This is a genomic window from Nocardioides sp. JCM 18999 (assembly GCF_055391175.1).
In genome coordinates, this window is record NZ_AP043887.1 from 2,970,945 (window position 1) to 2,996,108 (window position 25,164).

Below are 25,164 nucleotides of genomic sequence, written 5' to 3' on the forward strand. Positions count from 1 at the left end.
ATCTCCTCGTGATCTCGTTCGTGTGGGAAGCGGGTCTCCCGCTTCCTGCCGGCACCGGGGGCACGGAGAACTACACGATCGGTCACGTCCGGGAGTTGAACCGGCGCGGGATCGCGGCCCGGATCGTCACCGTCGGGGCCGGTCGCAATGACGGGCGCGACGAGTTCGTCGGGATTCCGTTCCACGCCGTCGACCGTCCTGAGGACATCGCCGAGCTGGACGGGACCGTGGTCTTCACGACCCAGTTCCCCGAGGTGCGCACCCGCCGGCCGGCGTACCAGATGTTGCACGTCCCGCCGCCGCTGCGGGAAGCCGAGCAGGCAACGGTGCGAACCCAGATGCGTGCGCGTTCCTTGATCGCGACCAGCGCGTTCGCCGCCGGACTCTGGGCCGACTTCCTCGACGTCGACATCGCCACGATCGCGGTCGTCTACCCCTTCGCCGAACCCTGCTTCGAGACGGTCGTGCGTCCGCCCGCGGAGCAGGATCGGGTCAGGATCCTCTACGCCGGTCGGTTGAGCCCGGAGAAGGGGATCTACACGCTGCTGGCCACGTTGCACAACGACCTGATCGCCACCGACGAGCGGATCGCGATCACGGCGACCACAGCGGGTGCCGACAAGCCTCAGGGCGCCATCATCCACGCGCTGCTCCATGCGCACCCGGGAGTGCGGGTGGTGGAGTCGTGCAAGACGCCCGAGGCGATGGCCGCCCTGATGTCGCTGCACGACATCGTCGTCATCCCGTCCAACAGCCAGTACTGGCACGAAACCTTCGGGATCGTCTCGATCGAGGCCCAGCACACGGGCTGCCGCGTCGTCGCCTCGGACGACGGCGGACTGCCTGAGACCGATTGCGGAGCCGTCACACTCGTCGTGCCCGACGATCCGGAAGCACTGGCGGTCGGGCTGCAACACGCGATCGCCCACGGAGCGGTCACGCCCACGGAGCGGCGAGCCGCGGCGAACCACTTCACCGTCGCGGAGTCGGCGACCGCCTTGCTCGAGGTCCTGCGTCGACCGCGACCGAAGACGCCTGCCGAGGTGGTCGAGGAGCTCGAGGCCCTGGTCGAGCTGCCGTCGCCGGCCGCGCCGGTGCCCGTTCGACGGCTCCTCCCGGTCACTCCTGAACGGATCGGGGATCGACCATGACACCCACACCCACGCGCGACCACTTCATCGCCGGCTACGTCGCACTCGCCGATGACGTGTACGCCGCCGGGCTGCTGAAGCGGCGCTACGACTACTACGCCCTCGAGATCTCGGCCTGCGTTGCGGCCTTCGCCTCCGTGTGGGTCGGCTTCACCCTGCTCGGCGATTCCTGGTACCAGCTGTTGCTGGCAGGCGCACTCGGCCTGATCGTCACCCGGTTCGGCTTCCTCGGCCACGACGCCGCCCACCGCCAGGTGTTCAGCTCCGCCGCCTGGAACGCCTGGACGGCCCGGATCCTCGGCGGTGGCTTCGCCGGCTTGAGCTTCTCCTGGTGGCGGGTCAAGCACGCCCAGCACCACCGCGGTCCCAACCGGATCGGGACGGACCCCGACATCGCGCCCGGCGCGATCTCGTTCACCCCGGACCTGGTGCAGGCCCGGACCGGGGCCGTCGGCTGGTTGGTGCGCCACCAGGGCTGGTTCTTCTTCCCTCTGCTGACGCTGGAGGGGTTCAACCTGCACATCGCCAGCATCCGCAGCGGACTCGACCGCTCCTCGACCGAGCCGTGGCGTCGCCTGGAGCTGACCCTCGTGGTCACCCGGCTGGTCGGGTACGTCGCCGTGGTGGCCTGGTTCCTTCCCCTCGGCATGGCTGCCGCCTTCATCGGGATCCAGATGGCCGTCTTCGGGATCTGCCTCGGCGCGTCGTTCGCCCCCGCGCACAAGGGGATGCCGATGATCCCCGCCGCGATGCGGCTCGACTTCTTCCGACGCCAGGTCCTCGTCTCCCGCAACGTGCACGGCCACTGGTTGACCGACATCGCGATGGGCGGACTGAACTACCAGATCGAGCACCACCTGTTTCCGAGCATGCCGCGCTGCAACCTCAAGCGCGCCCAACCGATCGTCCGTGAACACTGCGAGAGGGTCGGCATCCCGTACACCGAGGTGGGACTCGTCCGCTCCTACGCGATGGTGGTCGGCTACCTCAACCACGTCGGGCTCCGGGCACGCGACCCGTTCGACTGCCCACTGGCCGACCAGATGCGTGGGTCCTGACGGCGGTCGCGCGACCGGCGCGACGGATGCGAGGATCGCCCCGTGAGGATCGCTGTCGCCGGAGGCACCGGCACCGTCGGCCGTTTCGTCGTCAACACGGCCGAAGCCCGGGGCCACCAGGTGGTCCTGCTGACCCGGTCGGCCGGGGTGGACCTGGTCGCCGGCACCGGCGTGGACGAAGCGCTCACCGGTGTCGAGGCCGTCATCGACGTCACCAACACCACGACCCAGAAGGCCGCGGAGGCCGAGGCGTTCTTCGGTTCGGTGACCAGCACCCTCCTCGCAGCCGAGGCCCGGGCCGGGGTGGGTCACCACGTCGCACTGTCCATCATCGGGATCGACCAGGTCCCGACCGGCTACTACCAGGGCAAGCTGCACCAGGAGCGGCTGATCGAGGCCGGCACCGTGGGGTGGACCATCCTCCGCGCCGCCCAGTTCCACGAGTTCGCCGAGCAGGCGCTGGGCTTCGTCACCGTCGGGCCGCTGTCGCTGGTGCCGCAGATGACCACGCAGCCGATCGCTGCCCGCGAGGTGGCGTCGGCGTTGGTCGACCTCGCCACCTCGGCCCCGCAGGGTCGAGCCGCGGACTTGGCTGGACCCCAACGGCGTCAGCTCGTCGAGCTGGCGAAGCTGGTCACACGCACCCGTGGATCGGGTCGCCGGGTCGTCGGCGTCCGGCTGCCGGGCGCGGCAGGACGAGGAATGCGCTCCGGAGCGCTCTGCCCCACGACCGACGGACCGCGCGGGACACAGACCTTCGAGGAGTGGCTGCAGGCCGAGGCGCCTACCTCGTAGCCCGCCGACGTTCTCTAGGATGCGCCGGTGGAAAAGCGGTCCTCAACCGAGTCTTGGCTTGAGCCGCTGAAGCGTTGGGCCTGGGTTCTCTCGGGTCCCGCAGTCCTCTTGGCCCTGCTGTGGATGGCTCCCGACCATGGGACCTCGTGGCGTGCCCTCCACAACGAGGGCAAGCCCGGCACGTTCACCACGGAACGCAAGGAGTGTTCCGGGCGATCCGGATGCACCTCGTACGGAACCTTCGTCTCGAGCGACGGAACCATCCGACGCACTGATGTGTTCATCGATGACGGCGGCGCCGAGATTGGCGGAACTGTCGCCGCGCAGTCCTTGGACGACCGTTTCCCCAAGGTCTACCAAGCGGACTCGCACGAGTTCTACTACATGATCGGGCTCGATCTCGCTGGGATCGCTTGGCTCTGCTGGTGGACCTGGGCGTACCTCGTCAAGCCTCGGCGCCGCTACAGAGCCCAGCTGTAGCGGCTGGTCGGCACCAGATCCAGGTTCTCCCCGGCCCCGAACTGCGCGACGCTGTCGAGCAGCTCGGTCATCCGCCGGGCCAGGTCGGCCGCGTCCCGGCTGCCGTAGAACGCGTTGGGATCCTGGAGCGCCTCCATCGGGAAGTGCTCCTCGACGATCCCCGCGATCTCCGGGGAGGCGTCGGTCAGCGGCTCCAGCACGATGTTCTGGACGTACGCCGACACGTTCTGCGTCCGGATCGCGATCGGGGTGTGGTGCAGCATCCAGTAGGACAGGTAGTGCTCGCGCGACATCGCCGGTGGCCGACGCAGCAGTGCGACCTGGGCGTAGACCTCGGAGCGCTGCCCGTCGGGCATCGGCGTCGGGTCCAGCCGCACCCGCTCCTCGACGCGGTAGGCGTGCAGGTCTGGTTGACCTGCGGTGTCGGCGACCGCACCGATCACGGGGGCGAGGTCGGCGCCCTCATCGAGCCAGACGGTGACCAGGGCGCTGATCGGTCGCTCGTCCACGAGCCGGAGCCCACCGACCACGGCCTCGTCGTGCACGTTGACCTGGAGCCGCCGGGCACCCGCCGCCGCGAGCCGGTCCCGCAGGTCCGAGGACGAGAGCGGGACGGTGAGGTCGTCGCCGTGGAGCACCAGCACGAGTTTGTCCATGCGCCGATCTTGGCGCACAGGATGCTCGCGCGGGCGGTTTCCTCAGCAGGCCGTCCCGCGGTCGATCGAGAGGACGGCACCGGTGACCGAGACCGCCGAGTCGGAGGCGAGGTAGGCCACGGCGTCGGCCACGTCGCTGGGCGGCATGAAGCCGTACCGTGCTCCGGAGGTCTCCATCAGCAGGTCCCAGTCCAGGTCGGAGTCCATGTGCTCGGCCGCCGCGTTGGTCGGCAGGTCGGTCTGGATGCCGCCGGGGCAGATCGTGTTGACCCGGATCCCGTCCGCGGCGAGCTCGAGGGCGAGCGACTTCATCAGCGCGATCACGCCGGCCTTCGAGGCGCAGTACGCCGCCTGGTACGGCTGCGAGCGCAGGCCCGCGATCGAGGCGATCGTGACGATGTTTCCCCGGCTTTCGCGCAGGTGCGGCAGTGCCGCCTGGCTGACCAGCATCGGACCGGTGAGGTTGACGCCGAGGTGGCGCTGCCAGGTGGGGAGGTCGAGCTCGTCGAACTTCCGGAACTGGTCGATGCCGGCGACGTTGACCACGACATCGATCCCGCCCAGGCGCTCGGCTGCCGTGGCGATGGCGGCACGCACGGACGCGTCGTCACTGACGTCGCACGCCACCACGTCGTCGGCCGGGTTGAGGTCCAGCCCGACCACCGTCGCGCCTTCCTCGACGAGCAGCTCGACCGTCGCCCGGCCGACTCCGCCGGCTGCTCCGGTGACCACGGCCCGCTTGCCCTGGAAACGCTTCCCCATGTTCCTGACCCCTGTCGCTCGATTGCCGCGCCAACAGTGGCACAAGGCGGTCCCACAGGGGAGGGGTGTTCTCGGGCGACGCAGAAAATCTTCGGTAGGCCCTGTCGGGCTCGAACCGACGACCAGCGGATTAAAAGTCCGACGCTCTACCAACTGAGCTAAGGGCCCGCGCACATCATCGCAGAGGCCGACCGGCGGCTCCTGGCCGGGCGAGCATCCTCATTCGGAGGACGTCCGCAGCGGCCGATGTCATGATGCGGGGGAACACGCGCGTCTTCTCCCGGGAGGGTTCATGAACGATTCAGCCGACGGCCTTCTCGACCAGTGGCTGAACCGACGGGGGACGCCTGCCGCCGATCGCCTGGCACGCGAGGCCGAGGCCGACCCGGTAGCCGTGGACGCGGTCGAGTCGGACGAAGGGATCTCCGAGGTCGACGTCGTCGAGGTCGAGACGCTCGACCTCGAGTTCGTCGACGCTGAGGTGGTTGACGCCGAGGTGATCGAGATCGTCGACGTCGAGACCGTGGAGGTCGTCGACGAGGACGGGGACCTGGTCGAGGTGATCGAGGTCGTCGAAGCCGTCGAGATCGTGGAGACCGAGGACGCGGTCGAGATCGTCGAGGTCACCCAGGTCACCGAGGTGTTCGTCGACGAGCACGCCACCCCCGAGATGCCCTCGCTCTCCGAGATCGGTGACGAGCTGGCCCGGATGGCGACCGAGCCGCCCGCCCCGCGGCGACTGCCGAGTGACGATGCGGCCAGCGCCGTCCTCGCTGCCTTCGCCGCCCTCGACGCTCTCCCCCCGACGGAGCCCGACACCCACGCCGAGCCCGACCCTGCCGAGGAGATGGTCGAGGAGGGGTCGCCGATCGACCCCGACCACCCACTCCCGACCGAGGAGCCGGAGCCCGTCGTCGAGCCCGAGCAGCCCGCTGACCAGGCACCCGACGAGGTAACTGCTGGCGAAAGCGCGGCAGGGGCCACTCTGGACGACGTTTCACCAACAGTTATCGAGCCGGAGCCGGAGCCGGAGCCGGAGCCCGAGCCCGCACCCGTCCCGGCGCCCGAACCGGAGCCCGCGCCGGCACCCCCGGCACCCCCGGCGGAGCCGAGCGTCGACGACATCGTCGCGTCGCTGGACATCCCCGGCCTGGCCCCGCTGTCCGCCTCCACCTCGGCCCTCCTGGCCTCGCTCACCGCCCCGGTCACGCCCGTCGCGCCCGTCGCACCGATCGCACCGATCGCGCCCGCCACCCTCGAGGTCGCCCCTGAGGTCGCCCCAGCCGAGCCCGAGCAGGTAACTGCTGGCGAAAGCTCGGCGGAAGCCCCTTCGGAGGACCTTTCACCAGCAGTTAACGAGCCTGCGCCCGCCGTGAACGAGCCCGCGCCGGAGCCGAAGGCACGCGGACTCTTCCGCCGTCGTGAGGCAGCCCCGGTGGCGGTCGCTGCGGCCGTCGACCCCGAGCCGACGCAGGAAGCCGAGCCCGAGCTGGAGCCGGTGCTGGAGCCCGTCCTCGCCGAGGTAACTGCTGGTGAAGTCACGACGGAAGCGCCCGTCGGCGACCTTTCACCAGCACTTAGCGAGAACGAGCCGGAGGATCTGGAGCCGGAGCCGGCCGCCGCTCCCCAGCTCGAGCCCGAGCCCGAGCCCACCTCCGCCCCCGTGCACGCGATCACGATGCCGGCGGCGGGTCAGCACTACGAGCACACCTTCGCCCCGCCGAAGCAGCGCAGCGGTCTGCCGACCGTGCTCCTGCTCGCCGGCGTGCTCGCCACGCTGGGTGCCTGCTGGTGGGCCTACGAGAGCCGCACCGTGGCGGCGATCGCGATCGCCGGGGTCGCCGCGGTGGCGACGGCGATCCTGTGGGCGGCCCGAGCGGGTGACGCCGCCTCGCGCCTCTACATGCGGGGCAGCCGCCTGATGATCGAGCGGGCCGGCACGCGTACCCAGTTCGACCTGGCCGACCCGCACACACCGCTGGCGATCACCGGCAGTGCCGAGACCGGCGACTGGCAGGCGACCTTCGAGCGTCGCGGCATGTCCTCGGTGGTCATCGACGCGACGATGGTCGACCCGACCGAGTTCATGTACGTCGTGGAGACCTACCGCCCCAGCTGACGGCGGACGGCGGAGAACGCAGATCGGCCCGGGTCCAGTTGGACCCGGGCCGATCTGTTCAACGAGCTCTGCTCAGCTGGCGGTCTCGACCGACTGCGCAGCCTGCGAGTCCAGCTCCTCGAGCTTGACCTCGGCCGCTGCCGCGGTGTCGATGTTGTGCTCGCCGAGGGGTGCCCAGACCAGCGCGTTGTGCCCACCCTCGAGACGCTGCAGCGCCTCACGGGCGAAGACCTGCTGGATGGTGCTGGTGCGCTCGGAGCGGTCGCGGCCCAGGAACGAGATCACCCAGCGGAAGGCCGTGGTGAGCCGGTTCTTGAAGCCGGTGATGTAGACGATGTGCACCGCGAGCCACATCAGCCAGGCGATGAAACCGGTGAAGCGCAGGTTGCCCACCAGGGCGACCGCCTTGAACCGGCTGATCGTCGCCATCGAGCCCTTGTCGAAGTACTTGAAGTCGCCCTTGCTGGGCTTGCCGTCGAGGCGGTTCCGGATCTCCTTGGCGGCGTACTTGCCGCCCTGCATGGCGACCTGGGCGACACCCGGGAGCTTGTTGAGGTTGATCATGTCGCCGACGATGAACACCTCGGGGTGGCCCGGGAGGGTCAGGTCGGGGTTGACCGAGATCCGGCCGGCGCGGTCGAGCTCGGCACCGCTCTGCTCGGCGAGCTCCTTGCCGATCGGCGCGGCCTGGACACCGGCGGCCCAGATCTTGGTGATCGCGTCGATCCGCTGGGTGCTGCCGTCCTTGAACTTCATCTCCAGGCCGAACTCGTCGACGTTGGTGACGAGCGCGCCGAGGACGACCTCGATGCCGAGGCCCTCGAGGGCCTCCTTGGTGGTCGCGCCGAGCTTCTCGCCGAACGGCGGCAGCACCTGGTCGGCACCGTCGACGAGGATGACCCGCGCGGAGCTGGAGGAGATGTTGCGGAAGTCGCGCTTGAGGGTGCGGCGGGCGAGCTCGGCCAGCTGGCCGGCCAGCTCGACCCCGGTCGGGCCGGCGCCGACGACGACGAAGGTGAGCAGCGACTCGATCGGCTCGCCGCGCTCGGCGGCCAGCTCGGCCAGCTCGAAGGCGCCGAAGATCCGGCCGCGCAGCTCGAGCGCGTCGTCGATCGACTTCATGCCGGGGGCGAACTCGGCGAAGTGGTCGTTGCCGAAGTAGGACTGGCCGGCACCGGCGGCCACGACGAGGGAGTCGTAGCTGATCGTCGTGGTGGAGTTCAGCAGTTCCGACGTGACGGTCTTGTTGGCGAGGTCGACGTGGGTGACCTCACCGAGCAGGACGGTCGCGTTCTTCTGCTTGTGCAGGATCTCGCGGGTCGGCGGAGCGATCTCGCCCTGGGACAGGATGCCGGTCGCGACCTGGTACAGCAGGGGCTGGAAGAGGTGGTGGCTGGTCTTGCCGATCATGGTCACGTCGACATCGGCGCGCTTGAGCCCCTTCGTGGCAAAGAGCCCGCCGAAACCGGACCCGACGACCACGACCTTGTGGCGCTCAGACATGTGACTCACCCTTCCTTCAAAGCGCTTGTGAATTCATTCATTAGAACGATCCATGGACCATTCTTATGCCTCAGCCCACAGATGACCACCTGCGGGGCCCTCGGCAAGGCCGGAGCGGCTCGGTAAGGTCACGTTCAGGCGAACATTGATCCGGGACGGTGGACCGTCCCTGCCGTGGGGAAGGAGGCGCCTGATGCCGTTCTCGCGCCCACCCCTGACCGTCGGACCCGGTCCGGACTCGGCGCCGGCCGCGCGCCGGTGGGTGGTGGCAGCACTCGCGGAGGTCGGACGTACCGACCTCGACGAGACTGCTCGCCTTGCGATCTCCGAACTCGTCAGCAACGCGTTCCTCCATGGTTCCGACCCGATCACGCTACGTCTGCGCGGCGATGCGGACCACCCCCGGATCGAGGTTCACGACGGGTCACCCGACGCCCCCCGCGTCCCTGATCCCGGACCGGCCGCCCTGCTCGACGACCTGCTCGCCGAGGAGGGCCGCGGCCTGGCCCTGGTCGCCCGCGCCTCCACCGCCTGGGGCGTGACCCTGGAGAACGCCGGAAAGGTTGTCTGGTTCGAGCCGGCGACCGACCTCGTCGACGGCGACGGCGTACCCGCTGCGGTCGTCGACCACCGAGGGATGGAGTGACCGGCTCCGACGGGGCCGAGCTGCCGATCGATCCCGACCTGCCGCCGCGTCCCGGCGTCCGGCTCGCCGACCACGTCGACGTCCTGCCCGCGATCGCCGTCGGCGGCGCGCTCGGCTCCCTCGCTCGCTGGGGGCTGGCCGAGGCGATCCCCCACCCGGCCGGCGGGTTCGCCTGGGACACGCTGATCACGAACATCTCCGGGGCGTTCCTGCTCGCCGTCCTGATGGTGCTGATCGTGGAGCGCTGGCCCGAGCAGCGCTACATCCGCCCGTTCCTCGGCGTCGGGGTGCTCGGAGGTTTCACCACCTTCTCCACCTGGATGCTCGACGGCCGATCGAGCTGGGTCGCCCACCCGGCGACCGCCCTCGCCTACCTCGCACTCACGCTGGTCGGTGGGCTGCTGGCCACGGTCGCGGGCCTGGCGCTGACCCCCCGCGCCCCGGGTACGTCGAGGGTGCCTCGATGAACGCCCTGCTGGTGATCCTGGGCGCCTCCCTCGGTGCGCCCGCGCGCTACCTGCTCGACCTCGCGGTGCAGGCTCGGCACACCTCGCGGATGCCGTGGGGCACGATGACCGTGAACGTGAGCGGCTCGCTCCTGCTCGGCCTGATCGCCTCGGTGGTCGCGCACAGCGACACCCCCACCTGGCTGCTGACCCTGGTCGGCACCGGGTTCTGCGGCGCCTTCACCACCTTCTCGACGTTCTCCTTCGAGACGGTCCGCCTCGTCGAGCTGGGCCGGACCACGATCGCGGTGAGCTACGTCGCGCTCTCCCTGGCCCTCGGCCTGGCCGCGGTCAGCCTCGGTTGGCTGCTCGGCTCGCTCGCATAGTCAGGGCAGGGCGACCCGGAGGAACTGCGGGCGGTAGAGGAACGGGTCGTCGATGATCGCGTTCACGTCGGTGCTGTTCTGGCTGTAGGAGACCACCACCGTGTCGTCGACCGGGATCAGGTCGGGGTGGGCCAGCGGCATGTAGCGCAGCGTGCGGCCCGAGGACGGGATCGAGGCGACCGGTGGTGTGGCCACGAACGGCCCGGTCGGCGAGGGCGCCTTCCAGATCACCAGGTCGGAGCCGACGAACTCGTCACGCTTGCTGACGGCGTACCAGGATCCGTCGGCCTCGAAGACGCTCAAGGTCTGCGAGACCCCGCCCACGGCCGGGATCAGCTCGACCGCGTCGTCGGCCTTGCGCACCCACCGCGACCCGTTCCAGAACCGCCACTGGGTGCGATCGAGGATGTCGTCGGGATGGACGCGGGCGACCTGGAGCGAGTAGCCGAAGACGAGGGTGCGGCCGGGGTTGGCCGTGCCGTAGAGGTAGACCCAGTCGGCGTCCGGGTCGGTGGCGAGCGCGGCGCCCCAGGCGGGGCGTGACCGATCGGTCGAGTCGGGGCCGATGTCCTCGACGCTGAGCAGCTGAGGGGTCTGGTTGGTCGGCACGATGAAGACCGCGATCGCCGGACCGAGGTTCTCGAACGCGAACGTGTCACCGACCGCCGGGTCGGCCCGGACCCGGTTGGCGCTGACCGCCACCAGGTCGTAGCCGGCGCGGGCGATCTTGGCCACGCTCATCGGCCAGTAGCCGACACCGTCTGCCCGGTCGGGGATGAGCGCGCCGTGGTCGGCGGGGAGGACGACGTTGGCGCAGGACTCGTCGAAGAGCAGCATCGAGTTGCGCACGAAACGCTGCCCGACGAAGTCGGCCGATCGCAGGGTGTCACCGAAGACCCACAGCGACCGGCCGTCGGAGAGCAGCACGCTGGCCCCGACGTCGGCGCCCTGGAACTCGGCGTTGCCACGCAGGGTGTCGGTCATCCGGTTGAGCTCGGGCACCGTCTTCGGCTGCGTGATCGGCAGGCACTGGGTCTCGCTCGCGAGCGAGGGCGCCGGGATCGAGGCGACCTTCCCCGAGGGCAGGAGCAGCACGATGACGACGGCCAGCGCGACGACCGGGACGATCATCAGCACGACCTGCGCGCGCCAGCTCATCCTCACCCCACCATCATCGGACCTCGGGCGGCTCTGCGTGAGTGATCACGGCGTCGGTAATCTCACGCCATGTCTTCGGCGACGCCCTCCGCGAGCGTCCCCACGTTCAGGCCGATGCGCACCGGACTGTGGATCCTCGCGATCCTCGGCCAGCTCCTGGTCGCAGGCGTGCTGCTCTGGACGGTGCCGACCTCCCAGCCGGTCGAGGCGCGGCTGATCATCGTCGGGCCGGCGGTGGTGTCGAGCACCTTGGCCAACCAGGCCAACGCCCTGCCGGACCGCCCCTTCGACGCGGTCGCCGGGACCTCGCCCGCGAAGGCCCTGCACGCCCTGCGGACCGGGAAGGCCGATGCGGTGATCCTGGTCGACCTGACCGCCGACACCGACACGTTGCGGGTCTCCGGCGCGGCCGGGCAGCGCGGTGCGACCGCGATCGCCGGGGCGGCCGAGCAGGTCTCCGGCTCGTTGGGGCGCAGCCTCGACCTCGTCATCGAACCGGTCGACACCGATCGGCGGGTGCCCTACCTGATCGTGACGGCGTCCCTCACGCTCGGATTCGCGGCGGCGCTGATCCTGACCTGGCGACGCGGATCGTTCGAGACCACGTTCCGGGCGGGCGTGGGCCGGTTCGGGATCTTCATCGCCGTCGGGGCCGTCGCCGCGCTGGCCTGCTGGTGGCTGCCCATCTCGACGAAGTACCTGATCGCCGCGCTGGTGATCGCGGCCGGGATGACCACCACCGCCCTGACCACGTTGATCGGGGTGTGGGGGCTGGTCGCGGCGACCCTGCTGTTCGTCCTCCTCGCCGCGCCGCTGGCCCGGTTCACCCCGCTCTTCATGCTCGCCGAGCCGTGGCGGACCCTCAGCACCTGGGCGCCGCACGGCGCGGGCCTGGACCTGGCGACCGCGCAGATCCTGTTCGACCAGTTCGGCTCCTGGCGTTCGTGGGCGGTGATCGACGCCTGGATCCTGATCTCGGTCCTCGTCCTGACACTCTCCCGCCGCAACCGCCCGCCAGTAGCCTGAACCGAATGGCACCTGACCCCGACCCGCAGGCAGGTCAGGACGGCCGGGCCGTCCTGTGGTTCCGGCGCGACCTGCGCCTGCGCGACCATGGCGCCCTGCTCGCAGCAGGACGTCAGGGCGAGGTGCTGCCCCTGTTCGTCCTCGACCCGGCCCTGCTCGGCCCGTCCGGTGCTCCTCGGGTGGCGTTCCTGCTGCGCAGCCTGCGCGCCCTGGACGCCGATCTTCGCCAGTACGGCGCCGGGCTGGTGCTCCGCACCGGTGACCCGCGCCGGGTGCTGGCCGACGTCGTGCGCGAGTTCGAAGTCGGCTCGGTGCACGTCAGTGCCGACTTCGGCCCCTACGGCGCCCGCCGTGACCGGGAGATCGAGGCGGCCGGGATCCCCTTGGTGCGCTCGGACACCCCCTACGCGGTCGCGCCGGGCGAGGTGCGGACCCAGTCGGGGACGGCGTACAAGGTCTTCACGCCGTTCTTCCGCGCGTGGGCCGACCACGGCTGGCCGGGGCCGGCGCCCTCGGACCCCGGCACCGTCGGCTGGCTGGACGGGGCGAGCGACCCGATCCCCACCGAACCCGACCTGCCAGCCGGGATGGTGCTGCCCGAGGCCGGGGAGCAGGCGGGGCTGGCCGCGTGGGAGCGCTACCGCGAGCACCTGGGCGACTACCCCGAGCTGCGCGACCGTCCCGACCTCGACCTGACCTCCCGGATGTCGCCGTACCTGAAGTTCGGCCAGCTCCATCCGCGCACCCTGCTCGCCGACCTCGGCGAGGGCGACGACGTCTTCCGCAAGGAGCTGGCGTGGCGCGAGTTCTACGCCGCGGTGCTCTCGCGCTGGCCCGAGACCGCTCGTGACTACGTCGACCCGAAGCTGAAGGGGCTCGCCTACGTCGACGGCGGCCTGCTCGAACAGCGCCTGACCGCGTGGCAGCGTGGGCTGACCGGCTACCCGCTGGTCGACGCCGGGATGCGGCAGCTGCTCGGCGAGGGCTGGATGCACAACCGGGTGCGGATGCTGGTGGCGTCGTTCCTGGTCAAGGACCTCGGCGTGGAGTGGACCCACGGGGCCCGGCACTTCATGCGGCACCTCGTCGACGGCGACCTGGCCAGCAACCAGCACGGTTGGCAGTGGGCGGCGGGCACCGGCACCGATGCGGCGCCGTACATCCGGATCTTCAACCCGACCACCCAGGCCCGCCGGTTCGACCCGGACGGGCGCTACATCCGGCGGTGGATCCCCGAGCTGCGCACCGTCGAGGACCGCTTCATCCACGAGCCGTGGCGGGCACCGGCCGACACCAACGGTGGGTATCCCGCGCCGATCGTCGACCACGCCGAGGCGCGGGCTGCCACGCTGGCCGACTACGAGGAGGTGCGCCGCCGATGACGTACGTCGACAGCCAGCTGCTCCCGCACCCGCGGGCCGAGGTCTTCGACTGGCACGCGCGTCCGGGGGCCCTGACCCGACTCTCCCCGCCGTGGCAGCCGGTCGGGGTGGAGTCCGAGGCCGACTCGCTGCGCGACGGCAGGGCGGTGCTGCGGCTCCCGGTCGGGCGACGGTGGGTGGCGCAGCACCTGCCCGAGGAGTTCGAGGAGGGCAGCCGGTTCGCCGACGAGCTGGCCTCCCGGCCGTTCCTCGCGCCGCTGCGGTGGCACCACCAGCACGTGTTCGAGGACTCCTTGGGCGGCGGCACGATCCTGACCGACCGGGTCGAGACGTCGGCTCCGGGTCGACTGCTGGCGCCGATGTTCCGCTACCGGCACGCCCAGCTCGCCGGCGACCTGGCGGCCCATGCGGCGGCGCGGGCGATGCGTCCCGAGCCGATGCGGATCGCGGTCACGGGTGCCTCCGGGCTGATCGGCTCCGCGCTGTGCGCGATGTTGAGCGGCGGCGGGCACGAGGTGATCCGGTTCGTCCGGCGCGACCCGGCTCACGGTGAGCTCTTCTGGGACCCCGAGCGGTCCAAGCCCGCCACCCTGGCGGCGCTGATCGACGACGTCGACGCCGTGGTCCACCTGGCCGGCGCCACCATCGCCGGTCGCTTCACCGCCGACCACCGGCGCGCGATCCGGGAGAGCCGGATCGGACCGACCCGACGTCTGGCCGAGGCGGTCGCCCTGGCCGGGGTCCCGGTGTTCGTCTCCGCGTCCGCGATCGGGTTCTACGGCTACGACCGCGCCGACACCCAGCTCTCCGAGGGGAGTGAGTCCGGGGCGGGGTTCCTGGCCGAGGTGGTGCGCGACTGGGAGGCGGCGACGGTGCCGGCCTCGGTCCCCGGGACGCGGGTGGTGCTGGTGCGGACGGGGATCGTGCAGAGCCCGCGCGGAGGCGCGCTGAAGGCGCAACGCCCGCTGTTCGAGGCGGGACTGGGCGGGCGGCTCGGTGACGGACGGCAGTGGGTGTCGTGGATCGGGATCGACGACCTGCTCGACATCTACCTGCGCGCGCTCGTCGACGAGCGGCTGACCGGGCCGGTGAACGCGGTCGCACCCTCCCCCGTGACGGCGGCCGAGTACGCCACCGCCCTCGGGCATGCGCTGCACCGGCCGAGCCTGCTGCCCACCCCCGGCTTCGGCCCGGCGCTGCTGCTCGGTGCCGAGGGCGCCAAGGAGACGGCGCTCGCCAGCCAACGGGTGCTCCCCACCCGCCTGACCGAGCTCGGCCACCCCTTCCGCCACCCCCACCTGGAGCCGGCCCTGAGACATCTCCTGGGTCGCTGAGCAGGCAGAAGTTTTCAAGCAAGGCACGGTGAGCAGGCAGAAGTTTTCAGCGGCGCTGAAAACTTCTGCCTGCTCACGACAGCTGTGGCGAAAACTTCTGCCTGCTCACCGTCGAGGCGGCAGCGGCACGAAGATCGAGGTGCGGGCGGCGTAGGCGTCCCAGCCCTCACGCCCGCGCATCCTCCGCTCGGAGAGCCGGACGCCGGAGACGGCGGTGAGGAACCAGGTCATCGCCACCGGCCCAGCCAGACCGATCAGCGCGCCGGGCCATCCGGTCGAGGCCGCGCCGGCGAGCCAGATCCCCCACCAGACGCAGGCGTCCCCGAAGTAGTTCGGGTGCCGCGACCAGGACCAGATCCCGGTGGTGAGCAGCTTCGGCCGGTCGGGGGTCGCCATGAAGGTGGCGAGCTGCCGGTCGGCGAGCGCCTCGCAGAACAGTCCGATCGCCCAGACCACGACACCGAGCCCGACGACCCACCAGCCCCAGCCTTCGGCGACCGAGGACTGCACCGCGACCAGCACGGGCAGCGCCACCACCAGCACGATGACGCCCTGGAGCAGGAAGACCTTGAGCACCACCGTCACGAACGACACCTGGTCGAGCGGTCCGCCCAGCATCTGCTCGTAGCGCGGGTCGTCGTGGTCGCCGCCGAAGATCCGGCGGCCGAGGTGCAGCGAGAGGCGTCCGCCCCAGATCACCACCATCGCCACGACGAGCCACCGCAGCCCGGGGTCCCCCACAGAACCCCCGGGCCGCAGCAGCCCCGCAACGACAGCCGATGCAACCGCCAGCGCCACGAAGGCACAGCCCCAAGCCACATCGACCACCGCGACCCGGCGCAGGCGCCGGGCCGTCACCGCTGCCGCAACCATCACCCCTGTGACGGCTGCAGCGGCAGCGAGGAAGATCGCCAGCGCGGGGCTCACCAGCCACGCACCAGCGGAAGATCATGCGCCGCACCATCCGTCGCCGGACGGATCGACAGGATCTGGTCGACCCCCATCCGGCCGTCGCGGAACGCCGCCGAGCCACCGACCAGGTAGAGCCGCCAGACCCGCAGCATCTCCTCCCCGACCAGGTCGCGGATGGCGTCGGCGTTGGCCTCGAAGCGTTCGATCCAGCCGGCGACGGTGAGCACGTAGTGCTCGCGCAGGCCGTGCACGTCGCGCACCTCGAGCCCCGCGGACTCGAGCAGGTCGACGGTCTGCCCCACCGGACGCATGTGCATGTCCGGCGCGATGAACGACTCGATGAAGGGGCCGCCGCCCGGCGACGTTCCGGTGCGGGACATCTGCTGGATCAGCACCCGCCCGCCCGGCCGGACCCGGTCGTGCAGCACCCGGGCGAACGTGGGGTAGTTCGACTCCCCGACGTGCTCGCCCATCTCGATCGAGCTGACCGCGTCGAAGACACCGGTCACGTCGCGGTAGTCGCACAGCCGCGCCTCGGCCCGGTCGGAGAGGCCCAGTCGGGCGATCCGCTCGGTGACGTACTTCTGCTGCTCGGCCGCGATCGTCACCCCGACGACCCGGGCGCCGTAGTGCTGCGCCGCGTGCACGGTCAGCGATCCCCACCCGCACCCGATGTCGAGCAGCGTCGAGTCGGGGCCCAGGCCGAGCTTGGCGCAGATCAGGTCGAGCTTGGCCCGCTGCGCCTCCTCCAGGGAGACCTCCGGGGTGGCGTGATACCCGCACGAGTAGGCCATCGACTCGTCCAGGACCAGCTCGTAGAACGACGTCGACACGTCGTAGTGGTGGCTGATCGCGGCCCGGTCCCGGGCCAGGGAGTGCAATCGCCCCTTGACCTGGGCCTGGGTCGCCGGCGGCGCCAGCGGTCGCCCGACCAGACCCAGTCCGAGGGCCACCTTCCCCGCCCGTACGGCGGCCCTCGCCCGCTCCGCCCGACTGGGGGCGGCCACCCTCCCGGCGGCCATCAGCACGCCGAGGGTGTGGTCGAGCTCGGCCATCGTGCCGGGCAGGTCCGCCTCACCGGTCACGTAGGCCTGAGCCGCACCGAGCTCTCCGGGGCTCCAGATCAGGCGGCGCAACGCGTCGGCGGAGTTCAGCTCCACCCGGGGCGCGTCGACGGGACCGGTCTCGCTGCCGTCCCAGGCGCGCAGCCGGACCGGCAGGTCCCCGATCAGCGGGGTGACCACCTCGGCCAGCCGGCCGGCCAGGCCGGTGTCGACCTCAGGTCCGTCTAGCAGCGTCATCGGATCTCCTCCGCGGTGAAGACGAGCTGGTTGACGTCGATGTAGTCGGCCTCGAAGCCGGCCCGGCAGTACTCGAGGTAGAAGTGCCACATCCGCCGGAAGGTGACGTCGAAGCCGAGCTCGGCCACCTCGGCGGCCCGATCCGCGAAGGCCACGTCCCACTGCCGAAGGGTCTCGCCGTAGTGGTGCCCCAGTGAGGCAGCGACCTGCATCCGCAGCCCGGCCCCCTCCTGCGCCGCGGCCTCGAGACCCTCGAGGGAGGGCAGGAAGCCGCCGGGGAAGATGTACTTGGTCATCCAGGTGACCGAGTCGCGGGTGGCGAGCATCCGGTCGTGCGGCATCGTGATCGCCTGGATCACGGCACGACCGCCCGGGGTCAGGACGCGCCCGATGGTGGCGAAGTACTCGGGCCAGTGCCGCCAGCCGACGGCCTCGATCATCTCGACCGAGACGACCGCGTCGTAGCGGCCGTCGACCTTGCGGTAGTCGAGCAGCTCGACGTCGACCCGGTCGAGCAGGCCGGCGGCGGCGAGCCGGGTCCGAGCCAGCTCCTGCTGCTCGACCGAGAGGGTCAGCGTGCGCACCTTCGCGCCGCGTCGGGCGGCCTGGAGGGCGAGCTGGCCCCAGCCGGTGCCGATCTCGAGGAGGCGGGTGCCGGGGCCGACCTCGGCCAGGTCCAGGAGCGCGTCGACCTTCCGGACCTGCGCGGCCTCGAGGTCGTCATCGACCACGGGTTCGCCGGCGGCGTCGGTGGTGAACATCGCCGCGGAGTAGGTCATCGTCGGGTCGAGGAACTGCTCGAAGAGCTCGTTGGACAGGTCGTAGTGCCGGGCGATGTTGTCCTGGGTGTCGCTCACCTCGCCCCGTTCGGTGGCGGAGATCCGCGGCACCACCAGGCGCCGCATCCGCTGCAGGACGGGCGGGACCAGGGCACCGAGCTGGCCGGCGGGGACCCGCAGGAAGGCGGCCAGGTCGTCGGCCTCCCAGGCTCCGGTCATGTAGGCCTCACCGAACCCGACGTTGGCGTCGCGTCCGAGCCGGGCGAAGAACTCGTCGGGACGGACCACGTTCATCTGCGGTCCGCCGAGCCCGATCGTGCGGACCCCGGTGTCGTCGTGCAGCCGGACCGTGACGGGCATCCGGGAGAAGGCGCGTTCGAAGAGTCGGCGGGCCAGGTCGGCACCGACGGCGGTGCGCAGGTTGGCGGCCGGTGCGGCCAGACCCGGCCAACGAGTGAGCTGCGTGGGGGCGGCGGAGTGGGCGATCAACGTCATGACACACCTTCCTGGTGGTGGACCGGACGGGGCTGGATGGGCAGGCGGCGGGCCCACAGCGTGATGCCGTGGATCCGGATGAGCAGGGCGTCGCGGGGGCCGACCAGGCCCGCGCGCAGTCGGTGGCCGGGCACGGGCTCGCCGCGCAGCGAGGCACTGAACCGGGCCCCGGTGCGGGTGCGGAGGTTGATCGAGACGTTGAGCCGTCCGCCCACCTCCGGTTCGGGGGCGATCACCCGGTACTGGCCGTCGGTGCCGTGGAACGGCGAGACGTACATCGCCTTGGCCACGGTGTCGGCGCCGTCGGGCAGGCTCGTTCCGTCGGGCAGCAGGGTGTAGGCGTGCCGGTCGCCGTAGGTGTTGTGCACCTCGAGGATCGTCGCCAGCGGCGCACCGTCCTCGCCGCGGCACCAGAACACGCTGATCGGGTTGAAGCAGTGCCCCCAGGCGCGCGGGTGGGCCGCGACGAGCACCCGGCCGGAGCCGAGCTCGAGGCCGTGCCCGGCGAGGAAGGCGGTGAGGTTCTCCCGGATGCTGCGGTCGGGATCACCCAGGTGGTCCCGCGCCTCCAGCCGTCCGGTGAACCAGGAGCGCGTCCGCGCGAGACGGCCCGCGGCCGGCGTACTGGCCTGGTCGAGGTCGGCGACCCAGAGCAGGGAACGGTGCACGAACCGGCGTTGCCACGGCTGGCGGCGGCGGTGGGTGATCCGGGTGGCGTAGACGGTCGGCTCCGCGGGCACCTCAGGGTCCAGAGCAGGTACGGCGACGGGCCGCATCGGCCACGCCACACCGATCCGCTCGGCGGCGGCGACGCCCGAGCGCGCACCGTCCTCGTGGAAGCCCCAGCCGTGATAGGCGCCGGCGAAGGCGATCCGGTCGGTGTCGAGCTCGGGCAGGCGACGCTGCGCCGCGACCGACTCGGGCGTGTAGAGCGGGTGCTCGTAGTCCATCTCGGCGATCACGGTGCTCGGGTCGATCAGGTCCGACCCGCCGAGGGTGACGAGGTAGCGGGTCTCGGTGTCGAGCCGCTGCAGCCGGGTGAGGTCGTAGGTGACCGTGACCTGGCCGGTGCTGGTGCTGCGCCGCCGGAAATTCCACGAACCCCAGGTCGCCTCCGCCTCGGGCATCAGCGCGGTGTCGGTGTGCAGCACGGCGGGGTTGGTCGCGTAGCTGATCGCGCCCAGCACCTCCTTGTGCGCCGGGGTGGGTGCGGCCAGCATCGCGAGCGCCTGGTGCGGGTGGGTGGCGATGATGACGGCGTCGAACCGCTCCCGCAACGACTCGCCGTCGTGGGAGGTGGCGACGATGTCGACGCCGTCGTCCTCCTCGAGCACCGACTCGACCCGCATCCCGGTGAGGATCCGGCCGCCGTGCTCGCCGAGCCGGCGCGCGATCGCGTCGACGTAGCTGCGCGAACCGCCGGTGACGGTGCGCCAGGCGTGGCTGCCGCGCACCGACAACATGCCGTGGTGGGCCAGGAACTGGAACAGGTAGGCCGCCGGGTACTCGCCAGCCACCTCGGGGTCGCAGGACCAGACCGCGGCCACCAATGGCTCCACGAAGTGGCTGCGCAACCGGTCGCTGAAACCGTGCTCGGCGAGGAAGTCGCCCAGCGTGGTGAGGTCGCCGCCGTGCTCCGAGACGTCCTCCTCCCGGGCGAGCAGCTCCCGAGCGGCGCGGTGGAACCGCGGGATCTCGGCCAGCATCGCGAGGTGGCGCGGGTCGCTGGCCCGGCGCAGGCCGGGGACCAGTCCCCGCACACCGCGGGCGCCGGCCCACTCGACGCGGGTCGGCTCGTCGACGATCGACATCGACATCTCGGAGGCCTGCGTGGCCACGCCGAGCTCGTCGAAGATCCGGATCAACGTCGGGTACGTGACCCGGTTGTGCACGATGAAGCCGGTGTCGATCCCGAGGGTCCGCTCACCGTCGACGACGTCGTGGGTGTCCGCGTGACCACCGAGGCGGTCGTCGGCCTCGATCAGGGTGACCTCGGCCTGGGCCGAGCACACATGGGCAGCGACAAGTCCGGAGACACCTGAGCCGATCACCGCGATGCGGCGAGCTCGGCTTCGGTGCTTTCCGTCAGGGTGGGGGCCTGCCGAAAGCTGATTCATAACCTCACCAACTGTGTGGGGGAACGGTCGGTCATGGGTTCTTCGGAGCCGATCGAAAGGCGGATTGGTCCCGCCTCAAATATATTTTCACACGTTTCCAACCGGACCGGCTCGTGGCTCCGAATGAACCACATGGACCAAACCCGTGTGCCTGCTCCCTTCGCCGCCCTGATCGGGGTGGTAGCGGCTGCTTTCGGGATGGCCTGCGGCCACCTGGTCGCGGCGCTGACCACCCCGGCCGCCTCCCCGGTGCTCGCGGTCGGGTCGACGGTCATCGACCACACCCCGACCGCGGTGAAGGAGTGGGCGATCGCGCACTTCGGCACCCACGACAAGCCGATCCTGATCGGCTCGGTGCTGCTGGTCGTGCTCGCGGTCGCCGGGGCCATCGGCATCCTCGCCGGTCGCGGCCACCGGCTCGCCGCCGGCATCGGGCTGGCGCTGCTCAGCCTGGCCGCCGCGGCCTGCGCCCTGAGCCGGCCCGCGGCCTCCGTCGTCGACGTGGTCCCGAGCCTGGTCACCGGTGTCACGGCCGGGATCGCGCTGATCCTGCTGCTGCGCTGGGTCGCAGCACCGCGCTGGCGCGAGGTCAGTCGTGGTCGCCGTACCGTCGTGATGGTCGGCACCGTGGCGGCCACGATGGTCGTCACCGCCGGCGTCGGCGGCACGGCCCGCTGGCTGATCCGTCGCCGCTCGCGAGCCGAGTCGGTGACGCTTCCCCCGCCCACGGACCCGGCACCTCCGCTGCCCGCAGGCCTGGATCGCACGGTCCCGGGGATCACCCCGTTCCGCACCAGGAACGCCGCGTTCTACCGGGTCGACACCCGACTCGACGTCCCGGTCGTCGACTCCGACTCGTGGCGGCTCCGGATCGACGGGGACGTGTCCACCCGGTTGACCTTCACCTTCGACGACCTGCTGGCCATGGACCTGATCGAGCGCGACATCACCCTGACCTGCGTCTCGAACTCCGTGGGCGGCCCGTACGCCGGCGGCGCCCGCTGGCTCGGCGTACCGCTGTCATCGCTGCTGGACCGGGCCGGGGTCGGGTCGCGGGCCGACCAGATCCTCAGCACCGACGTCGACGGGATGACGATCAGCACGCCGTTGGACGCCGCGACCGACGGCCGTGACGCGATGATCGCGGTCGGGATGAACGGCACCCAGCTGCCTCGGGCGCACGGGTTCCCGGCGCGGCTGATCGTGCCAGGGCTCTACGGCTTCATCGGGGCGACGAAGTGGATCACCCGGATGACGTTGACCACCTACGCCGAGCAGACCGCCTACTGGACGGACCGGGGGTGGGCGACCGATGCCCCGATCAAGCCCTCGAGCAGGATCGACACCCCGCGCGCGCTGAGCGAGCTCGATGCCGGTTCCGTCGTGATCGGCGGGATCGCCTGGGCGCAGGAGCGCGGCGGGGTGGAGGCGGTCGAGGTCCGCATCGACGGCGGGCCGTGGCAGCCGGCGAACCTGGGCCCGACCGGCGGCGAGGAGTACTGGCGGCAGTGGTTCCTGCCGTGGGAGGCGACCTCCGGGTCCCACATGCTGGCGGCCCGGGTCCGCACCGGCGACGGGACGACCCAGACGCCGGTCCGCGCCAACCCGTTCCCCGACGGCGCCAGCGGCGTCCACACGATCAGCGTCACCGTTTCCTGATTTCCTGCCGATCCGACCAATCCGGACGGGTCGTGGCACCGAATCACTCCTGACCTCGGCACCGGCCGATGGCACTCCGAAAGGAACTCCCATGAACTCGCTCTCCCTCGTGCGCCGCACCGGCGTCGCGGCCACCGCTGCCCTCCTCGTCGCCGGCCTCGCGGCCTGTGGAAGCGACGACGCGTCCAACGCCAGCAACTCCACCCCGAAGACCTCCACGAGCAGCTCCCCCGACGCGATGAGCGCCGGCGACCAGACCTTCGGTCCCGCCTGCTCGGCGATCCCGACCACGGGCGCTGGCTCCTTCGACGGCATGGTCAAGGACCCGGTCGCCACCGCCGCGAGCAACAACCCGCTGCTCTCCACCCTCGTCACCGCCGTGACCAAGGCCGGCCTGGTCGACACCCTCAACGGCGCCGAGGGCCTGACGGTCTTCGCCCCGACCAACGACGCCTTCGCCAAGATCCCGGCCGACCAGCTCGACAAGGTGCTCGCCGACAAGGCGACGCTGACCGCGATCCTCACCCACCACGTGGTGGCCGGCCAGCTCGACCCCGACGCTGTCGTGGGCACCCAGACCACGCTGAACAAGGACATGGTCACCGTCAGCGGCGACACCTCCGGGATGAAGGTCGACGGGGCTAACGTGCTGTGTGGCAACATCCCCACGGCGAATGCGACCGTCTACGTCATCGACACGGTCCTGATGCCGAAGTAATTCGGAACCCCACCGACCCACAGGACGAGTTGAGATGGATCATCTCCGTGCGGTGCCCGACGATTCCTCCCCACCGGAGGCGTCGTCGGGCACGCCGACAGCCCTGGCCAGCTTGATCACCCGGTCCGCCCGGGGCGACGAGCAGGCCTTCGCCGACCTCTACGACCAGGTCGCGGCCCGAGCCTTCGGCTTGGCCGTCCAGGTGGTGCGCGACCCGGCCCAGGCCGAGGAGGTCGTGCAGGAGGCGATGCTCGAGCTGTGGCGTACGTCGGCTCGGTTCGATGCGGCTCGGGGGTCCGCGCTCGCGTGGATCCTCACGCTCGTCCACCGACGTGCCGTCGACCGGGTCCGCTCGGCCGAGTCGGCCACCCGACGCGACGTGACCTACGAGGAGCAGAACCGCGCGGTGGAGCACGACGTCACCGCTGAGCTGGCCGAGGCGCGGATGGAGGCACAACGCGTCCGCAACGCCTTGGGCACGCTCACCACGGTCCAGAGGGAGGCGATCGAACTCGCCTACCTCAAGGGCTACACGCACACAGAGATCGCTCAGATGCTCGAGCTCCCGGTCGGAACCGCCAAGACACGGATCCGAGACGGGCTGATCCGACTGAGGGACACACTCGGAGTCGGAGGCGGACGATGACCAACACGCCCTGGAACATGGATATGCACCTGCTTGCCGGCGCCTACGCGCTTGACGCCCTCGACCCGACCGAACGGCTCGAGTTCGAGACTCACCTGGCCGAATGCCCGACCTGCGCCGACGAGGTCGCCAGCTTCCGCGAGACCGGAAGCACCTTGGCGGCGTTGAGCCCGGTCGCTCCCCCGCCCGAGCTGCGCGACCGCGTGCTCGCCTCGATCAGCACGGTCCGCCCACTGCCGCCGAAGGTCGAGCCGACCACGGCATCGCGGTCGTCGCGCCGCTGGTGGACGACGTCGCTGCTCGTCGCCGCCGTCAGCCTCCTCATGGTCGGCCTGGTGTGGCGCCCGTGGAGCACGGACACCGCGACCGACCCCGTCCAGGCCGTGATGGCCGCCTCCGACGCGCAGAAGATCGAGCAGCAGCTCGAAGGCGGTGGCACGGTGACGATCTACCGCTCCGTGTCGCTGAACCAGTCGGCGGCCGTCAGCTCGGACCTGCCGGAGCTGCCGAACGACGAGGTCTACCAGATCTGGTACCAGGACCCCGCCGGCTCGATGGTCCCTGCTGCGCTGATGCCGTCGGGCACCGACTCCGAGGTCCTTCTCGAGGGTTCGGCGACCGACTCCACGGCGGCCGGGATCACGGTCGAGCCGGAGGGCGGGTCGCCTTCCCCGACGACCGAGCCGGTGGCATTGTTCCCGTTCAGCAACAGCTGACCGACGACTGAGAGGCTGCATGGGGATGCGCGGAGAAGTGAGCCTGTGGATCGACGCCGAGCCACAGGCGGTGTGGGAGATCGTCAGTGACGTGACCCGGATCGGGGAGCTGAGCCCCGAGACGTTCGAGGCGATGTGGACCCACGGCGCCACCGGCCCCGCGGTCGGTGCGCGCTTCAAGGGCCACGTGAAGCGCAACGGTGTCGGGCCGACGTACTGGACGACGTGCACGGTGACGACCTGCGTGGCCGGAGAGGACTTCGGGTTCGGGGTCTACGCCGGCACGACGAAGGTCAACAACTGGCGCTACCAGCTGGCCAAGGAGAACGGCGGGACGCGGATCACCGAGTCCTTCGAGCTCGAGACCTCTGGCTTCAGCAAGGTCTACTGGCGGCTGCTGGGTTGGCACCGCAGCCGGGCCAACGAGCGTGGGATGACGCAGACCCTCGAGCGGGTCAGGACGATCGCCGAGCAGAGCTGATCCGACGGACGACGTCGACGCTGGCCGGGCACGGCACACCGCCGTCCTTGCGAGCGTTGTAACACTTCGCGCACAGCGGGACCGTCTGGTCGATGACGTCTGCCCAGCAGTCACCGCACTCGGAGCACGAGGGGCGTTGAAGCGGTTCGGACATGGCACTCTCTCGGAACTGGGCCACACCGAGACTGTGGCGGCGATCCGCGCATCGGTCGCCACCTGGATCAACGCCCGAGTCGGGTGGAGGTCACGCCGACCGGAGGGGGACCCGGCTCCCACCCCGATCCCACCACCGCCTGGAGCCGAAATCAGCGAAGCCCCTCGTAGTCTTTCGACTGCGAGGGGCTTCGCTGTACTGCGACCCCGACGGGACTCGAACCCGCGGCCTCCGCCGTGACAGGGCGGCGCGCTAACCAACTGCGCTACGGGGCCTTGCACTCG

At 70.8% G+C, this 25,164-nt stretch carries 24 protein-coding genes and 2 tRNA genes; 16 read left to right on the plus strand and 10 right to left on the minus strand.

Going from position 1 to position 25,164, the window contains the following annotated elements; all coding sequences use genetic code 11:
• Positions 1-8: 8 nt before the first annotated feature.
• From ACZ5J1_RS14725 to ACZ5J1_RS14740, 4 genes are all read left to right on the plus strand, one after another.
• Positions 9-1,151: a glycosyltransferase family 4 protein gene (locus tag ACZ5J1_RS14725; protein ID WP_464560086.1), complete on the plus strand. Its 1,143-nt coding sequence runs from the start codon at positions 9-11 to the stop codon at positions 1,149-1,151.
• Positions 1,148-2,209, plus strand: a complete 1,062-nt coding sequence (locus ACZ5J1_RS14730) for a fatty acid desaturase family protein (RefSeq protein ID WP_464560088.1) — start codon at positions 1,148-1,150, stop codon at positions 2,207-2,209. Before ACZ5J1_RS14725 ends, ACZ5J1_RS14730 begins: the two co-directional genes overlap by 4 nt.
• A gap of 42 nt (positions 2,210-2,251) precedes the next feature.
• Positions 2,252-3,004 (plus strand): SDR family oxidoreductase, encoded by a 753-nt coding sequence (locus ACZ5J1_RS14735; RefSeq protein ID WP_464560090.1) that lies wholly within the window; start codon positions 2,252-2,254, stop codon positions 3,002-3,004.
• Positions 3,005-3,127: 123 nt separating this feature from the next.
• Positions 3,128-3,484 (plus strand): hypothetical protein, encoded by a 357-nt coding sequence (locus ACZ5J1_RS14740; protein WP_464560092.1) that lies wholly within the window; start codon positions 3,128-3,130, stop codon positions 3,482-3,484.
• Here the strand turns inward: ACZ5J1_RS14740 and ACZ5J1_RS14745 are convergent.
• The 3 genes from ACZ5J1_RS14745 to ACZ5J1_RS14755 all read right to left on the minus strand — a co-directional run bounded on the left by ACZ5J1_RS14745 (position 3,466) and on the right by ACZ5J1_RS14755 (position 5,070).
• A complete protein-coding gene (locus ACZ5J1_RS14745; RefSeq protein ID WP_464560094.1) occupies positions 3,466-4,140 on the minus strand; it encodes a hypothetical protein in 675 nt (224 codons plus the stop codon). The genes ACZ5J1_RS14740 and ACZ5J1_RS14745 overlap by 19 nt on opposite strands.
• Before the next feature lie 42 nt (positions 4,141-4,182).
• The gene (locus ACZ5J1_RS14750; protein ID WP_464560096.1) at positions 4,183-4,902 is read right to left on the minus strand and encodes an SDR family NAD(P)-dependent oxidoreductase; all 720 of its coding nucleotides are present in this window, start codon (positions 4,900-4,902) and stop codon (positions 4,183-4,185) included.
• 95 nt (positions 4,903-4,997) lie between these two features.
• Positions 4,998-5,070 (minus strand) — tRNA-Lys (locus tag ACZ5J1_RS14755).
• 124 nt (positions 5,071-5,194) lie between these two features.
• Between ACZ5J1_RS14755 and ACZ5J1_RS14760 the strand changes: the two genes are divergently transcribed.
• A complete protein-coding gene (locus ACZ5J1_RS14760) occupies positions 5,195-7,021 on the plus strand; it encodes a hypothetical protein (protein WP_464560098.1) in 1,827 nt (608 codons plus the stop codon).
• A gap of 72 nt (positions 7,022-7,093) precedes the next feature.
• Here the strand turns inward: ACZ5J1_RS14760 and ACZ5J1_RS14765 are convergent, their stop codons facing one another.
• Positions 7,094-8,524 carry an NAD(P)/FAD-dependent oxidoreductase gene (locus ACZ5J1_RS14765; protein ID WP_464560100.1) on the minus strand — a complete coding sequence of 477 codons (1,431 nt, stop codon included), beginning with the start codon at positions 8,522-8,524 and terminating at the stop codon, positions 7,094-7,096.
• A gap of 193 nt (positions 8,525-8,717) precedes the next feature.
• Between ACZ5J1_RS14765 and ACZ5J1_RS14770 the strand changes: the two genes are divergently transcribed.
• From ACZ5J1_RS14770 to crcB, 3 genes are read left to right on the plus strand one after another with little or no spacing between them, the layout of a single operon-like run.
• Positions 8,718-9,170: an ATP-binding protein gene (locus tag ACZ5J1_RS14770; protein WP_464560102.1), complete on the plus strand. Its 453-nt coding sequence runs from the start codon at positions 8,718-8,720 to the stop codon at positions 9,168-9,170.
• The gene (locus tag ACZ5J1_RS14775) at positions 9,167-9,637 is read left to right on the plus strand and encodes a fluoride efflux transporter FluC (RefSeq protein ID WP_464560104.1); all 471 of its coding nucleotides are present in this window, start codon (positions 9,167-9,169) and stop codon (positions 9,635-9,637) included. The genes ACZ5J1_RS14770 and ACZ5J1_RS14775 overlap by 4 nt, the downstream gene beginning before the upstream one ends.
• Positions 9,634-10,002: a fluoride efflux transporter CrcB gene (gene crcB / locus ACZ5J1_RS14780; protein ID WP_464560106.1), complete on the plus strand. Its 369-nt coding sequence runs from the start codon at positions 9,634-9,636 to the stop codon at positions 10,000-10,002. The genes ACZ5J1_RS14775 and crcB overlap by 4 nt, the downstream gene beginning before the upstream one ends.
• On the opposite strand, the gene ACZ5J1_RS14785 is transcribed toward crcB, so the two are convergent.
• Positions 10,003-11,160, minus strand: coding sequence for a DUF4185 domain-containing protein (locus ACZ5J1_RS14785; protein ID WP_464560108.1), 1,158 nt, complete (start codon positions 11,158-11,160; stop codon positions 10,003-10,005).
• A gap of 114 nt (positions 11,161-11,274) precedes the next feature.
• Between ACZ5J1_RS14785 and ACZ5J1_RS14790 the strand changes: the two genes are divergently transcribed.
• Genes ACZ5J1_RS14790 through ACZ5J1_RS14800 form a run of 3 tightly spaced genes read left to right on the plus strand, consistent with a single transcriptional unit; the run spans position 11,275 to position 14,902 of the window.
• Positions 11,275-12,186, plus strand: a complete 912-nt coding sequence (locus ACZ5J1_RS14790) for a hypothetical protein (protein WP_464560110.1) — start codon at positions 11,275-11,277, stop codon at positions 12,184-12,186.
• Between the two features lie 5 nt (positions 12,187-12,191).
• Positions 12,192-13,568: a cryptochrome/photolyase family protein gene (locus tag ACZ5J1_RS14795; RefSeq protein WP_464560112.1), complete on the plus strand. Its 1,377-nt coding sequence runs from the start codon at positions 12,192-12,194 to the stop codon at positions 13,566-13,568.
• Positions 13,565-14,902, plus strand: coding sequence for a TIGR01777 family oxidoreductase (locus ACZ5J1_RS14800; protein ID WP_464560114.1), 1,338 nt, complete (start codon positions 13,565-13,567; stop codon positions 14,900-14,902). Before ACZ5J1_RS14795 ends, ACZ5J1_RS14800 begins: the two co-directional genes overlap by 4 nt.
• Before the next feature lie 105 nt (positions 14,903-15,007).
• Here the strand turns inward: ACZ5J1_RS14800 and ACZ5J1_RS14805 are convergent, their stop codons facing one another.
• From ACZ5J1_RS14805 to ACZ5J1_RS14820, 4 genes are read right to left on the minus strand one after another with little or no spacing between them, the layout of a single operon-like run.
• The gene (locus ACZ5J1_RS14805; RefSeq protein ID WP_464560116.1) at positions 15,008-15,829 is read right to left on the minus strand and encodes a DUF1295 domain-containing protein; all 822 of its coding nucleotides are present in this window, start codon (positions 15,827-15,829) and stop codon (positions 15,008-15,010) included.
• Positions 15,826-17,115 (minus strand): class I SAM-dependent methyltransferase, encoded by a 1,290-nt coding sequence (locus tag ACZ5J1_RS14810; RefSeq protein WP_464560118.1) that lies wholly within the window; start codon positions 17,113-17,115, stop codon positions 15,826-15,828. The genes ACZ5J1_RS14805 and ACZ5J1_RS14810 overlap by 4 nt, the downstream gene beginning before the upstream one ends.
• A complete protein-coding gene (locus tag ACZ5J1_RS14815; RefSeq protein ID WP_464560120.1) occupies positions 17,112-18,389 on the minus strand; it encodes a class I SAM-dependent methyltransferase in 1,278 nt (425 codons plus the stop codon). Before ACZ5J1_RS14815 ends, ACZ5J1_RS14810 begins: the two co-directional genes overlap by 4 nt.
• Positions 18,386-20,401, minus strand: a complete 2,016-nt coding sequence (locus ACZ5J1_RS14820) for a DUF1365 family protein (RefSeq protein WP_464560122.1) — start codon at positions 20,399-20,401, stop codon at positions 18,386-18,388. Before ACZ5J1_RS14820 ends, ACZ5J1_RS14815 begins: the two co-directional genes overlap by 4 nt.
• A gap of 237 nt (positions 20,402-20,638) precedes the next feature.
• Between ACZ5J1_RS14820 and ACZ5J1_RS14825 the strand changes: the two genes are divergently transcribed.
• The 5 genes from ACZ5J1_RS14825 to ACZ5J1_RS14845 all read left to right on the plus strand — a co-directional run bounded on the left by ACZ5J1_RS14825 (position 20,639) and on the right by ACZ5J1_RS14845 (position 24,726).
• Positions 20,639-22,165 carry a molybdopterin-dependent oxidoreductase gene (locus tag ACZ5J1_RS14825; protein ID WP_464560124.1) on the plus strand — a complete coding sequence of 509 codons (1,527 nt, stop codon included), beginning with the start codon at positions 20,639-20,641 and terminating at the stop codon, positions 22,163-22,165.
• A gap of 91 nt (positions 22,166-22,256) precedes the next feature.
• Positions 22,257-22,883, plus strand: coding sequence for a fasciclin domain-containing protein (locus ACZ5J1_RS14830; protein WP_464560126.1), 627 nt, complete (start codon positions 22,257-22,259; stop codon positions 22,881-22,883).
• Between the two features lie 34 nt (positions 22,884-22,917).
• Positions 22,918-23,529: an ECF RNA polymerase sigma factor SigK gene (gene sigK / locus ACZ5J1_RS14835; protein ID WP_464560128.1), complete on the plus strand. Its 612-nt coding sequence runs from the start codon at positions 22,918-22,920 to the stop codon at positions 23,527-23,529.
• Positions 23,526-24,245 carry an anti-sigma factor gene (locus ACZ5J1_RS14840; protein ID WP_464560130.1) on the plus strand — a complete coding sequence of 240 codons (720 nt, stop codon included), beginning with the start codon at positions 23,526-23,528 and terminating at the stop codon, positions 24,243-24,245. Before sigK ends, ACZ5J1_RS14840 begins: the two co-directional genes overlap by 4 nt.
• Positions 24,246-24,270: 25 nt before the next feature.
• Complete coding sequence (locus ACZ5J1_RS14845; RefSeq protein ID WP_464560132.1) at positions 24,271-24,726, plus strand: SRPBCC family protein; 456 nt, start codon at positions 24,271-24,273, stop codon at positions 24,724-24,726.
• Between the two features lie 355 nt (positions 24,727-25,081).
• Here the strand turns inward: ACZ5J1_RS14845 and ACZ5J1_RS14850 are convergent.
• Positions 25,082-25,155: transfer RNA gene (locus tag ACZ5J1_RS14850), tRNA-Asp, on the minus strand.
• Between the last annotated feature and the right edge of the window lie 9 nt (positions 25,156-25,164).